This is a genomic window from Streptomyces sp. NPDC005808 (genome assembly GCF_042871385.1).
Classification (GTDB): domain Bacteria; phylum Actinomycetota; class Actinomycetes; order Streptomycetales; family Streptomycetaceae; genus Streptomyces.
On the sequence record NZ_JBIAIK010000006.1, the window covers coordinates 282433 to 302568 of the forward strand.

The following is a 20136-nucleotide window of genomic DNA, read 5'->3' on the forward strand; positions in this document are numbered from 1 at the left end:
GGACGATGGCCGATTCTCATTGTTCTATTTCTTGAGCATATTGGTTGACAGTTCCATCCCGATATGGTGATGATCTTTCCCGTTATTGCGGCCACCGAGCTGCAGTCACCGTCGAGACTCATTGGTTGGTGATGTTCCGTGTCGGGAGAAGCGCTTTTCGAGGGCGTAACGGGAGGGCCCGTGATGCGGGTATCCACGGAAGAGCTCACCGCACTCTGGAAAGAAATGCTGGGCGATGAATCCGATCTGAACACAGGGTTTATAGCCAATGGCGGGGACTCGTTGAAGGCGGTGCTGTTCGCCGACCGGATATTCAAGTCGACCGGGCAGGAGCTCGACTACCTGGAAATCCTGGAAGCCCCGGACGCGGCCACCCTCTTCCAGGCCGTCCTCGCCGGCGGCCGTGACTAGAGGGGCGGCGGTGCTGCCCCTCACCCCGGGACAGTGCGACCTGTACGCGGCGGACCGCAGCGCGGAGGACACGGCCACGTACAACTCCGCGCTGTCCCTTCGTGTCGACGGCACCCTCGACGAGGACGCCCTCCACGCCAGGTTCGCCGCGCTGCTCGCCGCCCACCCGTTACTGGCCTCGCGGGTGACGGAGGATCAGGGGCGGCTGGTGTTCGTTCCCGGCCGCCGTCCCCCGAAGCTGTTCGTCGCCGACGCACCCGTCGACCCCGACGGACCGCTGGCCCGGGCCCGCCTGCGCCGGGAAGCGCTGCGGCCGTTCGACCTCGACGACGGCCCCCTGCTGCGCGTCGTCCTGGTCCGCCACAGCCCCCGTACCGCTCACCTCTGTCTGACGGCCCACCATCTGATCGTGGACGAGACGTCCATGGCGGTGCTCGCCCAGTGGCTCCTCGGTGACACGCCCGGCCTCCCGGCCGAATCCTTCGCACAGTGGTCCCTCGGCAGGCATGAACTGCCGCCCGAGCGGCGAGAGCGGGCCGCCGAGCTCGCCCGCCGACTCCAGCCCGGTGTGTCCGCCGCACTGGAATGGGCCCGCACCCCCGGGCCGGAGCCCGCGGGACCTTCCGGCGCGGTGCCCCTGGTGATCCGCGACGCGGTGTGGGACGCCGCGGGCAGCCTGGCGGCCGAACTCGGCATCACCCAGCACTCGCTGATCCTCGCCGCCGCCGGCCTGGTCCTGAGCCGGAACAGCGCCACCGCCCGCCCCGTGCTCGGCACCACCGTCTCCCGGCGCACGCCGCGCCACGCGACCGCCGTCGGCTACTTCAGCGCCACGGTGCCGGTGCCGCTGGAGACTGACGGCGACCTGAGGGTGACCGACTATCTGCGCCGCTCCCACCGGCGGGCCATGACCGCCTACCGGGACGCCGACCTGCCCCTGTCGACGGTACTGCCGCCCTCGGACCGCGCCGGTCTCTCTCTGGTCGTCGTCCCCTGCCGCGCCCTGCCGGACATCGTCACGCCCGAGCTGACGGCGACGTCGCTGCCGGACCCCGGCTTCGGCCCGGCCCAGTTCCCCCTCGCCCTCTACGTCCGGCAGGACCTCGGTGGTGAGCGGCGCGGCCTGCTGCGTCACCGGGCGACCGAGGTGGACACCGCTGCGGCCACCCGCTTCTGCCGCCAACTGGAGACCGCCCTCGCTGCCATGGCCGAGAACCCGAGCACCTCCCTCGCGCGCCTCTCCACCGTCCCCGCGACCGAACCGGCCGATCCCGCCGGGCCGTTGTCCGCCGACACCGTTCCGGCCGACGCCGACCTCGCCTCGCTCTTCGCCGAGAAGGCCGCTCGGCTGCCCGACCACGTCGCCGTCAGCTGCGAGAAGCAGCACCTGACCTATCGCGAGCTCGACGACCACGCCACCGCGCTCGCCCGGTCGCTGGCGGAAGCCGGGGTGCGCGCCGGCGACCGGGTCGGCGTGTGCCTGCACCGCGGCACGGACCTGGTCGTCGCCCTGCTCGCGGTGCTCAAGGCCGGCGCCGCCTACGTACCCCTCAACCCGGACTATCCGCGCGAGCGGCTCGCCTTCGTCGCCGAGGACACCGGTCTCACCACGGCCGTGACCGACTGCGACCCGGAACTGCTGCCGCCGCATCTGAAACTGCTGCCGGCCGACGCCACTCCCGCCCGGGCCGACACCCCGCTGCCCGGCCCCGACCCGGAACGGGTGGCCTACGTCATCCACACCTCCGGCTCGACCGGCACTCCCAAGGGGGTCCTGGTACGGCACCGCAATGTCGCCGCTCTGCTGGCCGCGACGGCCGGTCCGGAAGGGTTCGGATTCGGGTTCGGGGAGAAGGACGTCTGGTCGCTCTTCCACTCCTTCGCCTTCGACTTCTCCGTCTGGGAGATCTGGGGCTGCCTGCTGACCGGCGGCCATCTGGTCGTCGTACCGCACTGGATCGCCCGCGACCCGGAAGGCTTCCACGCCCTCCTCGTCGCCGAAGGCGTCACCGTGCTCAACCAGACCCCGTCGGCGTTCGCACAGCTCCTGGCCGCGGACGCGGCCTCGCCGGACGCCCTCTCCGTCCGTCTGCTGATCTTCGGCGGTGAGCCACTCGACCCGCGGATGCTGCTGCCCTGGATGGACCGCTACCCGGAGCGGACCTGCCGGGTGGTCAACATGTACGGCATCACCGAGACCACCGTGCACTGCACGTGGCACGACCTGACCCGGGCGGACGCCCTCTCCGGGACACGCTCGGTGGGACCCGCCCTGCCCGGGTGGCGGCTGTACGTGCTGGACGAGGACGGCCGCCCGGTGGCCCCCGGAGTCCCCGGCGAGATCCACGTCGCGGGCAGCGGCGTCAGCGCCGGGTACCTCAACCGGCCCGAACTGACCGCCGAACGCTTCGTACCCGGCGGCTCCGCCGGACTCCCGGAAGAGGTGCTCTACCGGTCGGGCGACCGGGGCCGGCTCCTGCCGGACGGCCAACTGGAACACCTGGGACGGCTCGACGACCAGGTCAAGATCCGGGGCCACCGCATCGAGCTCGGCGAGATCAGCGGAGCGCTCCTGGCACACCCTGCCGTCACCGGAGCCGCAGCCGTCGTCCGGGACGCCCACGACGCGGCCACCGCGCGGATCGACGCCTACCTCGTCGGCACCACCGCCGCGCCGGACCTCGCGGAACTGCGCCAGTGGCTCGCCGCCAGGCTGCCCTCGCACATGCTGCCCGCGACCCTCACCCCGGTGCCGTCGCTGCCGTTGACCGTCAACGGAAAGCTCGACACCAGCCGACTGCCCGAACCGGCGCGCGGCAACGACACCGCTCCGCCGCAGGAGACCACCGGCACCGGCCGACCGCCCGCCCCGGGCGAGCCCGCCGCCGCCGAACAGCTCGCCCGGGTGTGGCAGGAACTCCTCGGCGTTCCGGTGGGACTCGACGACAACTTCTTCGAGCTGGGCGGCAATTCACTGCTCGCGGTCCGGCTCAACACCCTGCAGCGTACGACCGGATTCCCGGGCTCCCAGCTCAAGCACCTATTCCGCAACCCGACCCCGCGCCGCCTCGCGGCGATCATCGGTCCGCCCTCCGGTGGGCGTGCCAACCAGGAGGAAGCGTGAGCGAGTACAGCCAGGACCACGACCCCGGAACGGTCTCGGAGGATGAGGATACGGACGCCGTCGCCGTCGTCGGCATGTCCCTGCGGGTGCCCGGCAGCACCGACCCCGGCGGGTTCTGGAAGTCGATCACCGACGGTGTCGTCTCCCTGCCGGCCGCGCCCGACGGTGCGCTGCGCGCGGGACAGATCGACCGGTTCGACCGGTTCGACGCCGACCTGTTCCGCATGCTGCCCGCCCAGGCGGCGGCGACCGACCCGCAGCACCGCGTCCTCACCGAAGTGGCCTGGCAGGCCCTGGAGGACGCCGGCATCGACCCCGAACGCGCCACCGGCCGCATCGGAGTGTTCGTCGGGTGCGGCAGCGAGACCTACTACCGCGAACACGTGCTCAAGGACGAGAAGACGGTACGCGTCCTCGGCGCCGAACAACTCGCCCTGGGCAACTCACGCGACTTCCTCGCCACCGGCCTGGCCTACCGGCTCGGCCTGACCGGCCCCGCCATCACGGTCCAGACCGCCTGCTCCACCTCCCTCGTCGCCGTCCACCAGGCGATCCGCAGCCTGCTCACCTACGAGTGCGACATCGCGATCGCGGGCGGAGCCACGGTCCACCTCGACGAGGAGCAGGGCTACGTCTTCACCGAGGGCGGCGTCACCTCGCCCGACGGCCGGTGCCGCGCCTTCACCGAGGGCGCGGCCGGGACGGTGCCTTCCAGCGGCGCCGGGATCGTGGTGCTGCGCCGGGCCTCCGACCTGCCCGGAACCGGTGAGAACGCGCGCGCCCACCTGCTGGGCAGCGCCGTCAACAACGACGGCGCCGCCCGTATGAGCCCCACCGCGCCCAGCCCGCAGGGCCAGGCCGATGTCCTGCGCGAGGCCCTCGCCGTCGCGAGGCTGGAACCCGCCGATGTCGGCTACGTCGAGACGCACGGCACCGGCACGACCCTGGGCGACCAGGTCGAACTCGCCGCCCTGGCCGAGGTGTACGGCAGACGGCCCACGGACTCCGGCCTGGCCCTGGGCGCGGTGAAGCCGAACATCGGGCACTGCGACGCGGCGGCCGGCGTCATCGGCCTGATCAAGGCGGTCCTCGCGGTCGAGACAGGCGTGGTGCCGCCGGTCCCGTCCCAGCCCGGCGACGGCCCCGACGTGAAGCTCGGCTCCGCGTCCTTCGAACTGCCCCGAGTCTCCCGTCCCTGGCCCGACGACCGGCCCCGTACCGCGGGCGTCAGCTCGTTCGGGCTCGGCGGCACCAACTGCCACGTACTGCTGACCGCCGCGCCCCGGCCCACCGGCTCGGCCGAGCACGCGCCGGCGACGCGGCGGGAGCCCCACCTCGCCGTGCTGTCCGCGGCCACCCCCGAGGCCCTCCGGCGCAAGGCCCGCGACCTGGCGGCGTGGCTCGAAGGCGAGGGCGCCGAAGTCCCCTTGGGCGAGCTCACCGGAACCCTGTGGCACCACCGCAAGGCGCTGCCCGAGCGGTGGGCGACCGCCCTGCCCGCCGACCCCGCCGAGGCCCGCGGCCGGCTCGTCGCCGCACTGACCGTACTGACCGGGAACGACAGCCGTCGCGCCCTCACCGCGCCGCGGCTCGCCGCCGTGCTGCCCGGCCAGGGTGTTCCGCTCGCCGGCGCGGGAGCCGGGCTCGCCGCCGTGGACGACGGCTTCGCGGCGGACCTGGCCGAACTCGCCGCCGAGGTGAGCCGGGCCGGCGGCCCCGACCTCTCCGACGCCCGGAACTGGCCGGCCGACGACCCCCGCCTGCTCGACACCGCCGTGGTCCAGCCGCTCCTGCTGACCCTCGGCCTCGCGGGCCTGCGCCACGCCGAACGGCACGGCCTCGTCCCGGAGCTGCTGCTCGGACACAGCGTCGGCGAACTGACCGCGGCCGCTCACGCGGGTGTCTTCTCCGTGCCCGACGCGGTGGCCGCCATCGTGCGGCGCGGGAGGCTGATGGCCTCGGCGGAGCCCGGCACGATGACCGCCGTGCGCACCGGAGCGGAGACCGCCCAACGGCTCGCGGCCGGCCTGGAGGTCGACGTCTGCGTGCTCAACGGGCCGGACAACACCGTCTGCGGCGGCCCTGAAGAGGCGCTGGCCGCCTTCGAGGGACGCTGCGCCGAGGCGGGTATCCGCACCACGCGCCTGCCGGTCACCCGCGCCGGTCACTCGCGGGCGATGGCCGGTGCGGCCAAGGAGTTCGAGGAGTTCGTCGCCGCCCTGACGCTCTCCGCACCCGCCGTGCCCATCGTCTCCGGGCTCACCGGCGTACTGCTCACCGATGCCCAGGCGGTCGATCCGGCCTACTGGGGGCGCCAGTTGAGCAGCCCGGTCCGCTTCACGGACGCGGTCACCGCACTGCTCGAAGCGGCCCCGGACAGCATCCTTGGCCTGCACCGGTCGCACGCGGCCACCGCGGAGATCCGCCGGGCGGCCCTCGCCGCACGGCGCGACCTCCACGTCGTCGACGCGGCGGACCGTGCCGGCGTCGACGAGGCCGCCGACTGGTACGGCGCCGTGGCGGCGCTGTGGACCACGGGTCACACACCGACCGGCCCCGCACGGCCCGCCCGCGTCGTGGCGGTGCCGGCCTACCCCTTCGCCGACCAGCGGCACTGGGTGGCGGCTCCGGAGCCCGAGCTCCACGAAGCCCGCCGCCCGTCCGACGCACCCGTGCCGGACCCGATCCCCGCGGCGGACGAGGCCGGCCCTGTCACCGCGGCCACTGACGAGCCGGCCGGGGAGGCGTCGACAGCCAAGGCCGTCCAGACCCTCTGGCAGGACACCTTCGGCATCGCCGAACTCCGGCCCGAGGACAACTTCTTCGACCTCGGTGGCACGTCCCTGCACGCCGCCCACCTGGTCAGCGTCGTCAACGACGCCCTCCTGGTGGAGATCCGGCTCCAGGACCTCTACGAGAACTCCTCCCTCGCCGGGTTCATCGCCCGGGCCGAGGAACTCGCCGCCGAACGCGACGACGTCGCCCTGCTGCGGCTGCTGGAAGAGATCGAGAGCGAGGAGGGGCAGACCAGCCATGAGTGATCTCTCCGCGCGCCTCGACGCGCTGACCCCGGAACAGCGGCGCCAGTTGAGTGCGGGCCTGCGCGCCCAGCGCGCCGAACAGCGGCAGGGCCCGGTGGAACTCTCCGGGAAGCTGCGCCGCAGTCTCTACTTCTTCGCCAGCGCCGACCACGCCGACGCCGCCGGTTACTACGCGTTCGTCCTGGAGGCGGCGGCCGCCGCCGACGCGGCGGGCCAGCACGCCCTGTGGTTCCCGGAGCGGCACTTCGTCGAGTTCGGCGGCTTCTCGCCGAACCCGTCGGTGCTGGCCGCCGCGGTCGCCGCCCGCACCAGCACCATCCAGATCCGCGCCGGCAGTGTGGCCGCCCCGCTGCACCACGCCGCCCGCGTGGCCGAGGAGTGGGCGGTCGTGGACGGTATCTCCGGCGGGCGTGTCGGCCTCTCCTTCGGCAGCGGCTGGCATCCCGACGACTTCGCCCTGGCCCGCGAGGACTACCAGGACCGGCGCGAGGTCACCGGCCGCACCATCGAGGACATCCGTGCCCTGTGGCGCGGAGAGACCCTGCCGTACCCGTCCACCGCGGGCACCACGACCCAGGTGCTGACCCGTCCCCGGCCCGTCCAGCCCGAGCTGCCCGTCTGGCTCACCGCCACCGGCACCCCCCAGACGTTCGTCACCGCCGCCCAGGCCGGATACGGGGTGGCGACCGCGCTCCTCGGGCAGACGATGCCCGCCCTGCGGGAGAACATCGCCCGTTACCGGCAGGCGTGGAAGGACGCCGGTCATTCCGGTGAGGGCGACGTGGTCGTCATGGCACACGCGTATGTCAGCGACCGGCCGGACCTCGAGGACTTCCTCCGCCCGACCATGCACTCCTACCTGCGGTCCTTCCGCAAGCAGACCGGGAGCAGCGACGAACTCGTACTGCTGGAGAGCGCCTACCTGGATTTCCTGACCGGTCCCTCGCTCCTCGGCAGCCCGGCCAAGGCCCGGGCCGTCCTGGCCGACCTGACCGAGGCGGGCGCCGACGAGGTGGGTTGCCTGATCGACTTCGGGCTGCCGGCCTCCGAGGTCCTGGATGCGCTGCCCGCCCTCTTCCACCTTGGTGTCCCGGCCGTCGAGAGGACCGCATGAGCACCCCCGCAGACCAGCGGCTGACGGCCCGGCTCGCCCGCCTCAGCCCCGCCCAGCGCGCCGCGCTCACCAGCCGGCTCGCCGCCCGCAACGGCCCCGTACTGCGCCCGAGGCCGGGGCCCCGGGAACGGTTCCCGCTCGGCATGGACCAGGAACGTCTCTGGATTCTCGACCAGCTCGCCCCGGGGACCACCACCTACACCCTTGGCTACGGGCTCCGCGTACGTGGGGCTTTCGACCGGGATCTCTTCCGGCGCGCCGCGGACGGCCTGGTGAGCCGCCACGAACTGCTGCGCTCCGGAGCGCAGGCCGAGGGCGGCCGTCCCTTCCTGCGGGTGCACCCCGATCGGCGGGCGGACCTCAGCTTCATCGACCTGACGCGTGAGGACACCACCGAGGTACCGGCCGATGAGATCGAGGCGCGCCGGCAGGAGTTCATCGCCGCGCAGGTCCGCCGCCCCTTCGACCTGGCCGCCGACCCGGTCCTGCGCCTCGCGGTCGCCAAGGTGGCCGAGGACGACCACCAGATCGTCGAGACGATGCCGCACTCGTTCGTCGACCAGTGGTCGTACGTGCGCCTCAACGAGGAACTCCTCGAACACTATCGGGCGCTGGCCGAGGGGCGTCCGCCGCGTCTGGCCGAGCTGCCGGTCCAGTTCGGTGACTGGGCGCACTGGCAACGGGAACGTTTCGCAGGCCCGCACGGTGCCCGCCACCGGGAGTTCTGGCGGACCTTCCTGGACGGCGTACCCCAGCGCCTCGCGCTGCCCTACGACCACAGCCCCGACACCACCGACCACAGCGGCGAGCACTACAACTTCACGCTCGACGGCACGGTCGCCGAGGCGTTCTTCCGGCACGCGAGGGAGGCCCGCACCACCCCCGCCACGGCGATGACCGCCGTCTACGCCGCGCTGCTGTACGAAGTCACCGGCCAGCGTGACCTGATCATCGGCGTCCCCACCTCCACTCGGAACGAGCCGGAGGCGGAGCCGCTGATCGGGTTCCTGCTGACCAGCATCCCCCTGCGGATCAGGCTGCCGGAGAACCCGGCGCCCAAGGACGTGCTCGCGGCCGTCGCGGGCTCTGCCGCTGCCGTGGCCGACCACCGGGAAGTGCCCTTCGGGGAGATCGTCGAGGCCGCCGCGCCGGACCGCTCCACCAACCAGTACCCGCTGCTCCAGACCATGTTGGTGCAACTCGACCTCGACGACTCGCAGACCCTCGAACTCCCGGGCGCCGAGGTGTATGCCAACGCTGTGCCCGAGGGCATCTCCACCATGGACCTGACGACAGCCTGGTGGCGGGTCGGGGCGACCGTCTACGGACGCATCGAGTACCGCACGGCCCTGTTCGAGCACGCCACCGTCGCCGCCATGGCCGACCGTCTGCTCCAGCTCATCGAGCAGTTCACGCGGTACCCCGACGAGCCGCTGCGGCGGCCCGCCCCGGCCCTGCTCGTGCCGCCCGCACCGCTGCTCGGCGGCAGCACCCCGCCCGGCCGGACCGCATCCGGACCGGTCGCCGCCGAGACCCTCGCCCGGGTCACCACGGCCTGGTGCGATGTGCTGGGCGTCGAATCGGCCGACCCCGAGGCGGTGTTCTTCACCAGCGGCGGGTCCTCGCTGCTCGCCGTCCGGCTCGCTCACAAGCTGCGCGGCGACGGCTTCACCGTCACCCTCAAGGACGTCTTCACCCATCCCACGCCGGCCGGACTCGCCCTGGTCCTCGCCGCCCGCCGCGGCACTGGGGCGGACCGTGCGCCGGTCCCGCCCGTCGGGCCGCTCGGTCCCGAGCAGGAGATGCTCCTCAGCCGGGGCCTGTCCCGGGTGGAGGACTTCTCGCACAGCCACGTCCTCACTGCGGCCGGCCCGCTGGAATCCGAGCGTCTGCGACAGGCGGCCACGGACGTGGTGCGCTCCCATCCGGCGCTGACCACCGCCGTGCGCCCCGACGACACCCTCGGTACCCGGCTCGTACCCGGCGCGCACTGGCACTGGTCGGCGGAACCGGCCGGAACCGACCCGCGACAGGTGGTGGCCGCCCAGCGGGCCCGCTTCGACCGTGCCGCCGGGCCGCTGTTCGCCGTGAGCCACCTGCCCGGCGTCCCGGGCGAGGCCGACCGGGTCGTCATCGGCGCGAGCCACCTCGTCATCGACGGGATGTCCTGGGGCATCGTCATCGCCGACCTGGCCGCTGCCTACCGGGGTGAGCCGTTGGCCGCCGAACGCGTCGGCTACGCCGAACACGCGGCCGTCGTAAGGGGTTTGGACCCGGCACCGCACGCCGGGTACTGGCGTGCGCAGTCGGGCGGCGCGGGTCCCTACCGCTGGCGTCTGGACGGTCCCAACACCTATTCCGGTGAGCAGTCGTTCGAGGTGTCACTGCCACTGCCCCCGGACGGGTACGGCACCCTGCAAGCGGCGGCGCTCACCGCCGTCGCCCGCGCGCTGCGCCCCTGGACGCCCGAGGACCAGCCGTCGGTGTGGCTGATCGGCCTGGGCCGCGACCCGCTGGCAGCGCTTCCCGACTGGGACCCGGACCGGGCCGTCGGGTTCTACTCGGCCGCCCACCCCTTCCGGGTGCCTCTCACCGGCGGCCCGGCCAAGGACGACCTGCGCGCCACGGTCACCGCGCTGCGCGGCATCCCCGACTCCGGCAAGACGTTCGGGCTGCTGGGATGCGCCGCCGATCCCGGCCTGCGCGCGGAGTTCGCGGCCCTGGCACAGCCCCGGGTCATCGTGAACCACCTCGGTGAGCTGACGGACCCGGTCGACGGTTCGGCAGGCCCCTTCATCGCCTCGACGCAGACCGCAGCCACCGGCAACGCCGAAGTGGAGCGAGATGTGGACGTGGACATCGCGGTCGGAGTGCGCGACGGCCACGCCGTCCTGCGCTGGCTGTTCAACCCCGACGCGGTGGACGCCACCGCCGTCCACGAGGCCGCCGAGACCGCGGTCCGTGAACTGCGCGGCCTGCTCGCAGGGGAGCTGCAGACCCAACTCCCGGACGACCTTCCAGGTGTGACCGGAGTGACCGAGGAAAGTATGGAACGTCTCTTCGCGCGGCTCAGCCGGGAGCGACGGGACCGGCAGGGGGAACAGACATGACCGAGCCCGCCGCAACGGCTGCGCCACGCCGCAGCCCCCTCGTGGCCCTGCTGACGGCCCAGTACCTGTCGGCCTTCGGCAACGCCATCACGATCGTGACGGTGCCACTGTTCGTCCTGCACACCACCGGCTCGACCGCCACCACCGGTCTCGCCGGGTTCATCGGCGCGCTGCCGCTGATCTTCGCGGGCGCCGTCGGCGGCGTCCTGGTCGACCGGTTCGGCGGACGCAGGCTGAGCGTGCTGTCCGACCTCGGGGCCGGAATCCTGGTCCTGCTCGTACCGCTGCTGGACGCCACCACAGGGCTGTCGATTCCGCTGCTGCTCGCCCTGCTGTTCGCCCGCACGGTCGTGGCGACCCCCGCCACGGCCGCCCGGATGGCGCTGCTCAAGCCCGTCATCGAAGGCGCCGGGGCACGGCTGGAGGGCGTGAACTCCTGGTACCAGGCGGCCCCCCGGCTCGGCCTGGTGGCCGGCGCGCCCTTGGCCGGCGTGCTGATCGCGGCGACCGGTTCGGCCGTCGGCATGTACGTCGACGCCGCGACCTTCCTCGTCGCCGCCGCGCTCGTCGCCTTCGCGGTGCCGGTCGCCGAGCCCAAGAAGCCCCAGGGTGACGCGGCGGCCGGGCCGGGCTTCTTCGGCCAGCTCCGCGAAGGCGCGGCACTGGTCAGGACGATGCCGGTGATCGGAGCGATGACCGCCTTCGTCGTGGTCACCAACTTCCTCGACGACGCTTTCACCCCGCTCTTCCTGCCGGTGTACGCCCAGGAGGTGCTGCACAGCAGCGCGGCCATGGGCTGGTTCCTCGGCGCGGTCGGCATCGGTGCCATCGTCGGCACCTTCCTGTACGGCCCCGCCAGCCGGAACATCCTGTCCAACCGCCGCTACACCCTGTTCGGCTGCTTCGCGGTGGTCGCCGTACTGCGCATGACGCTCTACTTCGAGCCCGGCGCCATCGGCGTGACGGTGATCTGCTTCCTGGTCGGGGTGGCCGGCGGACCGCTCAACCCGATGCTCTCGACGGTCATGCTGGAGCGGGTTCCCGAGGATCTGCGCGGCCGGGTCTTCGGCCTCACCGGCGCCATGGCGCTCACCTCCGCCCCGCTCGGCGTGCTGACCGCCGGATGGCTGGTGGACCTGGCCGGCCTGCGCGTCCCGATGCTCTGCTTCTCCCTCGTCTACCTCGTCCTGATCGCCGTCAGCTGGCGGTGGCCCGCGCTGCGCGCCATGGACGAACGGCCCGGCACCGCAGACGCGGCGGGCGAGGCCGCGCCCGGCGCGAACCCGGGGCCCCGGATGGGCGAGGAGGCGAGCGCCAAGTGACCACGGCACACCCGGCCGACGGCGCCCTCGACGGGCGCACGGCCGTGATCACGGGCGCCGCGCGCGGCGCCGGACGGTCCTGCGCGCTGGCCTTCGCCGCCCAGGGCGCGGACCTGGTCCTGCTCGACGTGGCCGCCCGGATTCCCGGCGTCCCCTACCCGATGGGCTCCGAGAGCCAGCTCGCCCACACCGCCGACGCCTGCCGCCGCCTGGGTGCCGACGTCCTCACCGCCGCCGTCGACGTCCGGGACCTCGCGGCCCTGACCGAGCTGCGCGAGCGGACGCACGACCGCTTCGGCGCGCCGCACGTGCTGGTCAACAACGCGGGCGTCGTGGCGCCTTCGGGCCTGCCGGTGCACGAGACGGCGGAAGAGGACTGGCAGCTCGTGGTGGACATCGACCTCGGGGGCGCCTGGCGCGCCACCAAGGTGTTCGCCCCCGCCATGGTCGAACGCCGCTCCGGTTCGATCGTCAACATCGCGTCCACCGCGGGCCTGGTGGGCTACCGCAACTTCGCCGCATACGTCGCGGCCAAGCACGGACTGGTCGGCCTGACCAAGGCCAGTGCCCTCGACTACGCCTCGTACGGGGTGCGCGTCAACGCGGTGTGCCCCGGCAACATCCGGGACGAGCCCGCCATGGACGGCCGGATGCTCTCCGAGGTGGCCCGGGCGCTGGACGTACCGGCGGCTGAGCACGAGGAGCTGTTCACCGCCGACCAGCCGATGAACACCCTGGTCGACCCGGCCGACGTGGCGGCGGCCGCGCTCTGGCTCGCCGGTGACGGCTCCCGCCGAGTCACCGGCACCACCCTGAGCGTCGACGCCGGCTACTCGGCCCGGTGACGCCCATGGACACCTCCACCGCGCTGCACGCCGGACGGCGCGCCGCCTCCGCGACCGAGCGTCAGTTCTGGTTCGCCGAGCGGATCGCCCCGGGCTCACCCGCCTGGCGCGTGCTCAGCACCGTACGCGTCGAAGGTCCTGCGGACCGGGAGGCCCTCGCCGCCGCGGCGGCGAGGGTGGTCGCCCGGCACCCCGCGCTGCGGTCGGTCTTCGCCCCGGCGGGCGGCGAGCTGTGGTGTGCGACGGTACCGCCGGTCGCACCGCCGCTGCTCGAACTCCCCCCGGGCACCGCCTTCGACGCGGCCGCCCGCGAACTGGCCCGCAGCGGGCTGCTCGACCCCGCCACCGGCCGTCATGTGGTCCTCGCGCTCGCAAAGGACACCGGTGCCGCTCCCGGCGCCACCTTGTACGTCCTCACCCACCACCTCGTGTACGACGGCTTGTCCCACGAGGTGTTCACCGCCGACCTCGCCCGGGCCCACGCCCGCGTCGTCGCCGGTGAACCCGAACCCGCCCCGCTCGCTCACACCGTGCCGCGACCGCCGGACGCCGGACGCCGCGCCGAACTCTCCGCCCACTGGCAGACGGTGCTCGACGGCATGCCCGATCTGCCGGGAGACAGCGACGGTCCGACCCAGCGGGAGCTGGCCCGGAGCGAGCCGCACCGTCACGTCGTCCGGTTCCCCGACGAGGCCGGCGCCGCGACCCGGGAGGCGGCCCGGCGCCTGGCCTGTCCGCCGTTCGCCGTGCTGCTCACGGCGTACGCCCAGGCCCTGTACGACCTGTGCGGCGCCGAGGACTTCTGTATCGGCACCCCGGTGTCGACCCGGACCCCGGACTGCGAGGACGCGATCGGTTGCCTGCTGACCACACTGCCGGTGCGGATACGGCTGCCCACCGAGGCCGACGCGTGCGAGCGCACGTGGCGGACGTTCACCGACGGTCTGTTCCACATGGACCTGCCGCAGGACGACCTGGTCCGTGCCGTGCGTACCCGCCCCGGGCGCCGCATGCCCCTCTACCAGGCCCTGTTCGCGTACGAGAGCTGGCCGCGCCCCGTCCACGACGCCGGCACGGTCCGGATGCGCACCGAGCCCGTGACCCCGCTCGGCACCCAGGCCGAGGTCCTGCTCCAGTTGAACGAGCTGCCCGGCCACCGACTCGAGGGAATGCTCCAGGCCCCCGCCGGCGGTCTCTGGGCGGGACGCCTGGCAAAGCTGTCGGACGCCGTCGGGCGCCGGCTCGCCCTGCTCACGACCACTGAGGAGATCGCCAGATGGCACTAGTGATGTGTCTGCCGTACGCGGGAGCCGGTGCCGGCGTCTACCGCTCCTGGAAGACCATGGCCACGGAACGCGCCCGTGCCGTGCCCATACAACTCCCAGGCCGGGAGGAAGAGTTCTCCCGGCCCCGCTACACCTCGTTCCCCGAGTGCGTCGCCGACGTCACCCGCCGCGTCACGGAAGCCGCGGCCGGCGAACCCTTCGCCGTCTTCGGCCACAGCTTCGGCGGGCTGATCGCCTACGAGGTCACGCGCCATCTGTACGAGACCGGAGGACCGGTGCCCGAGCGGCTGATCGTCAGCGGCACGCGCAGTCCCCGCTACCGCGGTTACACGGGCCTCAGCGACGACGACGACGAGGCCGTCGACCGGCTGAAGCAGGACAGCCTGCGCGGCTTCGAGGCACTTGACCACCCTGAACTGCGCGCCATCCTGCTGCCGACGCTCCGCTCCGACGCCCGGCTGCTGGAGCAGTACGGCGACTACCGGCCCGAGATGTGCGACCCGCTGCCGGTCCCACTCACCGCACTGCGCGGTGTGTCGGACACCCTGGCCACGCCGGAGGGGGTCGCCGACTGGAAGACCTTCACCACCAAGGACTACGCGGAGTACGAGATGCCCGGCGGCCATCTCTACCTGCTGGACTCCATGCCGGAACTGTGGCGCCTGATCGAGGAGCAGCTATGACCGTTGCCCCCCTGCCTCCGCTTCCGGCCGCGACGGAGTACGGCCAGGCGGCACTCGCCCACGCGGGACTGGCCGAACTGCGCCGGGAGGACCCGGAACTCGCGGGCCTGCTCGACGCCGAGGTCCACGACCAGGACACCACTCTGGCGATGATCGCGTCGGCCAGTGTCGCCGCCCCGTCCGTCCTCGCCGCGAGCGGCTCCGCGCTGTCCAACGTCACCGCCGAGGGCTACCCCGGCGCCCGCTACCACCCCGGCGCGGTCAACTTCGACCAGGTCGAACGGCTTGCCGTGCGCCGCGCCAAGGCCCTGTTCGGGGCGCAGTACGCCAACGTCCAGCCGCACTCGTGCTCCTCCGCCAACCTCGCCGTGCTCGCTGCCCTCGTGCCGCCCGGCGGTACCCTGCTGGGTCTCGGCCTCGATGCCGGCGGTCACCTCACGCACGGCTCCCCGGCCTCGGTGACCGGGCGGCACTACAAGGCCGTGCACTACGGCCTCGACAAGAACGGCCTGATCGACTTCGAGCAGGTCGTCGAACTCGCCCTCGAACATCGCCCCACCGTGCTGATCGCGGGTGCCAGCGCCTACCCCCGGACCGTGGACTTCGCCCGCTTCCGGGAGATCGCCGACTCGGTCGGCGCCTACCTGCTGGCCGACATCTCACACATCGCGGGCCTGGTCGCGGCCGGTGAGCACCCCAGCCCCGTCGACCACGCGCACATCACCACGACCAGCACCTACAAGCAGCTCGGCGGCCCGCGCGGCGGAATCATCCTCAGCGGTCGCGACCACCGGGCTCCGGGCCCCGACGGACGCACTCCGCTGTACCGGCTGATGCAGCGGGCCGTCTTCCCGCAGACTCAGGGCACCCCCGCTCCCGCGTCGATCGCCGCCAAGGCCCGCGCGTTCGCGCTCGCCGCCGAACCGCTGTTCACCCGCACCGCGCGGCTGACCGTCTCCGGCGCCCGCGCGCTCGCCGCCGAACTGGCACGCCTGGGACACCAGGTGCTCACCGGCGGGACCGACAACCACATGGTCCTGATCGACCTCCGCGGCAGCCGGCTCAGCGGAGTGGTCGCCGAACGGGCCCTGGAGGAATGCGGCATCCTCGTCAACCGCAACCGCATACCGGACGACACCCGGCCGCCCCTGGTCACGAGCGGCGTCCGGCTGGGCTGCAACATTCTCGCCCAGCGCGGTATGGGCCCGGAGCACATGCGGGAGTGCGCGGAACTCATGCACGCCGTCCTGAGCGCCACCACGCCGCTCAGCGACACCGAGTACCGCATCGACCCCCACCAGCGCGTCCATCTCCGCCAACGGGTGCGGGCGTTGTGCGCTCGCCACCCCCTGCCGCACGCGACCGCCCGGGCCGACGGCGCCGGTTCCCTCCCGACAGGAGTTGCCCTGTGAGCCCCGACACGGTGACCGCCGATGCCCCGGCCGCCTGGCCCGCCGTGCTCGTCCCGGCCGACCGGCCACGCCGCGCCGGTGCCGACCCACGCGCGACCGGTCTGGTCCAGGGCACCCTGGCTGTGCGGGAGGACGGAGCGGCGGCCCCCGACCTGCTCGTCGCCTGCTTCGCGGCACTGCTGCACCGCCTCACCGGCCAGGGTCTGATCGCGATCGCCACCCCCGACGGCATCACCGGACATGCCGTCGCCGCGGGCTCCACCACCGCAGACCTGATGGCCGGCGCCATTCCCGTGCCCCCCACTGCCGACGGAGGAACACCTCCGGTGGCAGTCGCCCACGGCGCCGGACCGCAGGACGTCCCGCCGTTCGAGCTGCACCTCACCCTGGACCGGCAGGATGGCGAATGGACCGCTGAACTCCGTTACGACGAGCGGCTGTTCACGGCCGACACGGCCCATCGCGTCCTCTCGCACCTGCGCACCCTGACGGGGAGCGCCCTCCAGGAGCCGCACACACCGGTTTCCCGCCTCGCCCTGCTCACCGCCGAGGAGACGCACCGGGTCCTGACCGAGTGGAACGACACTTGGGCAGACCTGCCGCACGGCGCCTGTCTGCACACGGCGTTCGAGGAGCGGGCCGCGGCCGACCCCGGTGCGCCCGCCGTCGTCCACGACGCCCGTACCTGGTCCTACGGGGAAATCAACGCCGCCGCCAACCGGCTGGCCCACCGTCTCCGGCACGCCGGGGTCGGTCCCGACGTACGGGTCGGGCTGTGCCTGGAGCGCTCAGCCACCCTGCTCTCCGCGGTACTGGGCATTCTCAAGGCCGGCGGCGCCTATGTGCCCCTCGACCCGGACTACCCCGCCCAGCGACTGGCCACCATGCTGAAGGGCACTTCCTGCGCCGTCGTCGTCACCGACCGGCTCCGGGCCATGGTGCTGCCCGCTCCGTCGCCCGGCGACGAACGGCTGGTCGTCCTGGCCGACGGACTCCTCGACGGCACGGCGCCGGAACTCGCGGACCAGCCGGAGACCGACCCCGGCGAGACCGCGGGCCCGGACGACCTGTGCTACGTCATCCACACCTCCGGCTCGACAGGACTGCCCAAGCCCATCGCGCTGCGCCACCGAGGTGTCGTCAACAACCTGGCCGACCTCAACTCCCGCTACACCGTGGGCCCTTCGGACCGCGTCCTCGCCCTGTCCTCGCCGAGCTTCGACATGTCGGTCTACGAATTCCTCGGCATCACCGCAGCCGGCGGGACCGTGGTGGTGCCCGAGGCGGACCGTGCCAAGGACGTGGCGTACTGGGCCCAGCTCTTCGCCCAGCACGACGTCACCATCTGGAACTCCGCCCCGGCCCTGCTGGAACTGCTCACCGAACACCTGGAGCACACCGGTGGCGCGGCCCTGGCCCGGCTGCGGCTGGTCATGCTCGGAGGCGACTGGGTTCCGGTGTCCCTGCCCGACCGGGTCCGGACGCTCGCCCCCGAGGTCCGGTTCGTCGCCCTCGGCGGAGCCACCGAGGCATCGATCCACTCCACCCTCTACGAAGTCGTGGAGACCGACCCCACCTGGACGAGCATCCCCTACGGCCGTCCCATGGCCAACCAGCGCGCCTACATCCTCGATGACGCGGCGCAGCCGCTTCCGCCCGGTGTCGTCGGCGAACTCCACCTGGCCGGCACCGGGCTGGCCCGCGGCTACCTGGAGCGCCCGGACCTGACGGCCGAACGTTTTCTGGACTGGTCGTACGGTGATGTGCGCGACCGCCTCTACCGGACCGGGGACCTCGCCCGCTGGCGCGCGGACGGTGTCCTGGAGCTCCTCGGCCGCAAGGACTTCCAGGTCAAGCTGCACGGGCTGCGCGTCGAACTGGGCGAGATCGAGGCCGTGCTGCGCGCCCACCCCGCTGTGCGGGAGGCCGTCGTCACGGCCCGGGAGGACGCCGGTGGCGGCCGGCAACTGGTCGGTCACGCCGTCACCCGCCCCGGTCCGCCGCCGCGCCCTGACGAACTGCGCGCGCACCTGGCCAAGGCACTGCCCGCGTACATGGTGCCCGCCGTGGTGCTCGTCCTGGACGAGCTGCCCCTCAACGCAAATGGCAAGCTCGACCGCAAGGCCCTCGGCGCCCTCGCCCCCACCCCGGAGGAACCGGGTCCCGGCACGGCGGCCACCGAAGCTCCGGTCGGTGCCTGGGAGGAGTACATAGCCGCGCTGTGGCAGGACATCCTGCACGTCGACGCGGTCGGCCGCGACGACGACTTCTTCGCGCTGGGGGGTGACTCCATGTCAGCCCTGCGCTGCTTGACCCGCATCGGCAACGGCCTTCGCTGGCCCGACCTGTTCCGGCATCCGACGGTCCGCGGGCTCGCCGACCATCTCGCCGCCGTCGGCTTCACACCGCCGCCCGTCTGACACGTGTCGGCCCGGTTCCCCCGCCCGGTGAACCGGGCCGGTCACGCCCGCGTCCCCGCACACGCCCAGGAGGAGAAACCGTGACGGTTCACACCGGCACCGACGCGCTGCCGCTCACCGCCGAGGCGTTCCGATCCGTCTTCCGTCACCACGCGGCGGGTGTCGCCGTGGTGACGGCGTACGTCGGCAGGCCGGCCGGCTTCACCGCCACCTCGCTCTGCTCCGTGGCCGCGGTCCCGCCCACCGTCTCGTTCTCCATGAGCACGTCCTCGTCGAGCTGGCCCGTCTTCCAGGACGCCTCCCACGTCGGGGTGCACATCCTCTCGGAGAGCCAGCCGGACCTCGCGGCGACCTTCGCCGCCGGCGGATCGGACCGCTTCGCCGCGCCGACCCGCTGGCGGCGAGGTCCGCAGGGCGTCCCGGTGCTCGACGGGGTGCTGGCATGGCTGGTGTGCCGGATCGAGGCGACCGTGCCCGCGGGGGAGCATCGGCTGTTCGTCGCACGTGCCGTCGCGGCGGAGCCCTGCTCCGGCGGGCGCCCGCTGTTGTACCACGACCGTGCGTACGCCCGGCTGAGTGAGGGATGACCCTTCGGCGGCGCTAGCCCGGACTTCTCACCAGCCCGGCACCCCGCCCTCCTGGACGCGGTGCAGGAGATGTCGTGGGGCGCCTCAGCGCAGTACGACCTCGCCCGCACGGACGGCACGCATGGCGCGGTCGACACTCTCCTGGTTCTCGCCGACCGGAGCCACGTAGTCGATGACGCCGCGCGCCGCGGCCTCTCCGAGGGTTCGGGTGATCACCCACGTGGCGAGGTACTGGGAGGCCATGCAGCCGCCGGCCGTGGCGATGTTCCCCTCTGCGTGGAAGGGCGCGTCCAGCACCGTGACGTCGCGGGCCTCCACGAAGGGCCGGCTCGTCATGTCCGTGCAGGCCGGCATGGAGTCCAGCAGCCCGAGCCGGGCGAGCACCAGCGCGCCGGAGCACTGCGCACCGACCAACTGCCGTGAAGGGTCGAGCGCGAGCCTGGAGATCAGCCGGTCGTCGGCGACCACCTCGCGCGCCTTCACGCCGCTGCCGATCAGTACGACGTCGGCTTCGGTCACGAACTCCATCGGGCGCTGACCGGTCACCTCGACGCCGTTCATCGACGTGACCACCGGTGTCGGCGTCGTGATGAAGGCCTCCAAGCCGTCCTTACGGCACCGGTTGATCAGCGCGGAGGCGATGAAACTGTCGAGCTCGTTGAATCCGTCAAAGGTGACCACGGCTACCTGCATGGCATCTCCTCACAGCACGGCGATCGGCGATCGGCGATCGGCGATCGGCGATCGGCGATGGAGTGCAGCTTCTCAGGGCGCCCCGCCC

At 72.9% G+C, this 20136-nt stretch carries 13 protein-coding genes; 12 read left to right on the forward strand and 1 reads right to left on the reverse strand.

Annotated elements, in window-relative coordinates; genetic code table 11:
- Nucleotides 1-183: 183 nt before the first annotated feature.
- The 12 genes from ACFYPC_RS16190 to ACFYPC_RS16245 all read left to right on the forward strand — a co-directional run bounded on the left by ACFYPC_RS16190 (nucleotide 184) and on the right by ACFYPC_RS16245 (nucleotide 19355).
- Entirely contained in the window at nucleotides 184-411 is a 228-nt protein-coding gene (locus tag ACFYPC_RS16190) for an acyl carrier protein (protein WP_388676233.1), read from the forward strand.
- A gap of 10 nt (nucleotides 412-421) precedes the next feature.
- Nucleotides 422-3535 carry an amino acid adenylation domain-containing protein gene (locus ACFYPC_RS16195; protein ID WP_388675808.1) on the forward strand — a complete coding sequence of 1038 codons (3114 nt, stop codon included), beginning with the start codon at nucleotides 422-424 and terminating at the stop codon, nucleotides 3533-3535.
- A complete protein-coding gene (locus ACFYPC_RS16200; protein ID WP_388675811.1) occupies nucleotides 3532-6576 on the forward strand; it encodes a type I polyketide synthase in 3045 nt (1014 codons plus the stop codon). Before ACFYPC_RS16195 ends, ACFYPC_RS16200 begins: the two co-directional genes overlap by 4 nt.
- On the forward strand, nucleotides 6569-7690 hold the full coding sequence (locus ACFYPC_RS16205; protein WP_388675813.1) for a MupA/Atu3671 family FMN-dependent luciferase-like monooxygenase: 1122 nt from the start codon (nucleotides 6569-6571) through the stop codon (nucleotides 7688-7690). The genes ACFYPC_RS16200 and ACFYPC_RS16205 overlap by 8 nt, the downstream gene beginning before the upstream one ends.
- Nucleotides 7687-10800, forward strand: coding sequence for a condensation domain-containing protein (locus ACFYPC_RS16210; RefSeq protein ID WP_388675815.1), 3114 nt, complete (start codon nucleotides 7687-7689; stop codon nucleotides 10798-10800). Before ACFYPC_RS16205 ends, ACFYPC_RS16210 begins: the two co-directional genes overlap by 4 nt.
- The gene (locus ACFYPC_RS16215) at nucleotides 10797-12122 is read left to right on the forward strand and encodes an MFS transporter (protein WP_388675818.1); all 1326 of its coding nucleotides are present in this window, start codon (nucleotides 10797-10799) and stop codon (nucleotides 12120-12122) included. The genes ACFYPC_RS16210 and ACFYPC_RS16215 overlap by 4 nt, the downstream gene beginning before the upstream one ends.
- Nucleotides 12119-12967 (forward strand): SDR family oxidoreductase, encoded by an 849-nt coding sequence (locus ACFYPC_RS16220; protein ID WP_388675821.1) that lies wholly within the window; start codon nucleotides 12119-12121, stop codon nucleotides 12965-12967. Before ACFYPC_RS16215 ends, ACFYPC_RS16220 begins: the two co-directional genes overlap by 4 nt.
- Nucleotides 12968-12972: 5 nt before the next feature.
- Entirely contained in the window at nucleotides 12973-14253 is a 1281-nt protein-coding gene (locus tag ACFYPC_RS16225; RefSeq protein ID WP_388675823.1) for a condensation domain-containing protein, read from the forward strand.
- Nucleotides 14244-14936, forward strand: a complete 693-nt coding sequence (locus tag ACFYPC_RS16230; protein WP_388675826.1) for a thioesterase II family protein — start codon at nucleotides 14244-14246, stop codon at nucleotides 14934-14936. Before ACFYPC_RS16225 ends, ACFYPC_RS16230 begins: the two co-directional genes overlap by 10 nt.
- Entirely contained in the window at nucleotides 14933-16348 is a 1416-nt protein-coding gene (gene glyA, locus ACFYPC_RS16235; protein WP_388675829.1) for a serine hydroxymethyltransferase, read from the forward strand. The genes ACFYPC_RS16230 and glyA overlap by 4 nt, the downstream gene beginning before the upstream one ends.
- Entirely contained in the window at nucleotides 16345-18768 is a 2424-nt protein-coding gene (locus tag ACFYPC_RS16240) for an amino acid adenylation domain-containing protein (protein WP_388675832.1), read from the forward strand. Before glyA ends, ACFYPC_RS16240 begins: the two co-directional genes overlap by 4 nt.
- 80 nt (nucleotides 18769-18848) lie before the next feature.
- Complete coding sequence (locus ACFYPC_RS16245) at nucleotides 18849-19355, forward strand: flavin reductase family protein (protein WP_388675834.1); 507 nt, start codon at nucleotides 18849-18851, stop codon at nucleotides 19353-19355.
- A gap of 84 nt (nucleotides 19356-19439) precedes the next feature.
- Here ACFYPC_RS16245 and ACFYPC_RS16250 read toward each other — a convergent pair whose 3' ends face one another.
- On the reverse strand, nucleotides 19440-20048 hold the full coding sequence (locus ACFYPC_RS16250) for a DJ-1/PfpI family protein (RefSeq protein WP_388675837.1): 609 nt from the start codon (nucleotides 20046-20048) through the stop codon (nucleotides 19440-19442).
- Nucleotides 20049-20136 lie beyond the last annotated feature (88 nt).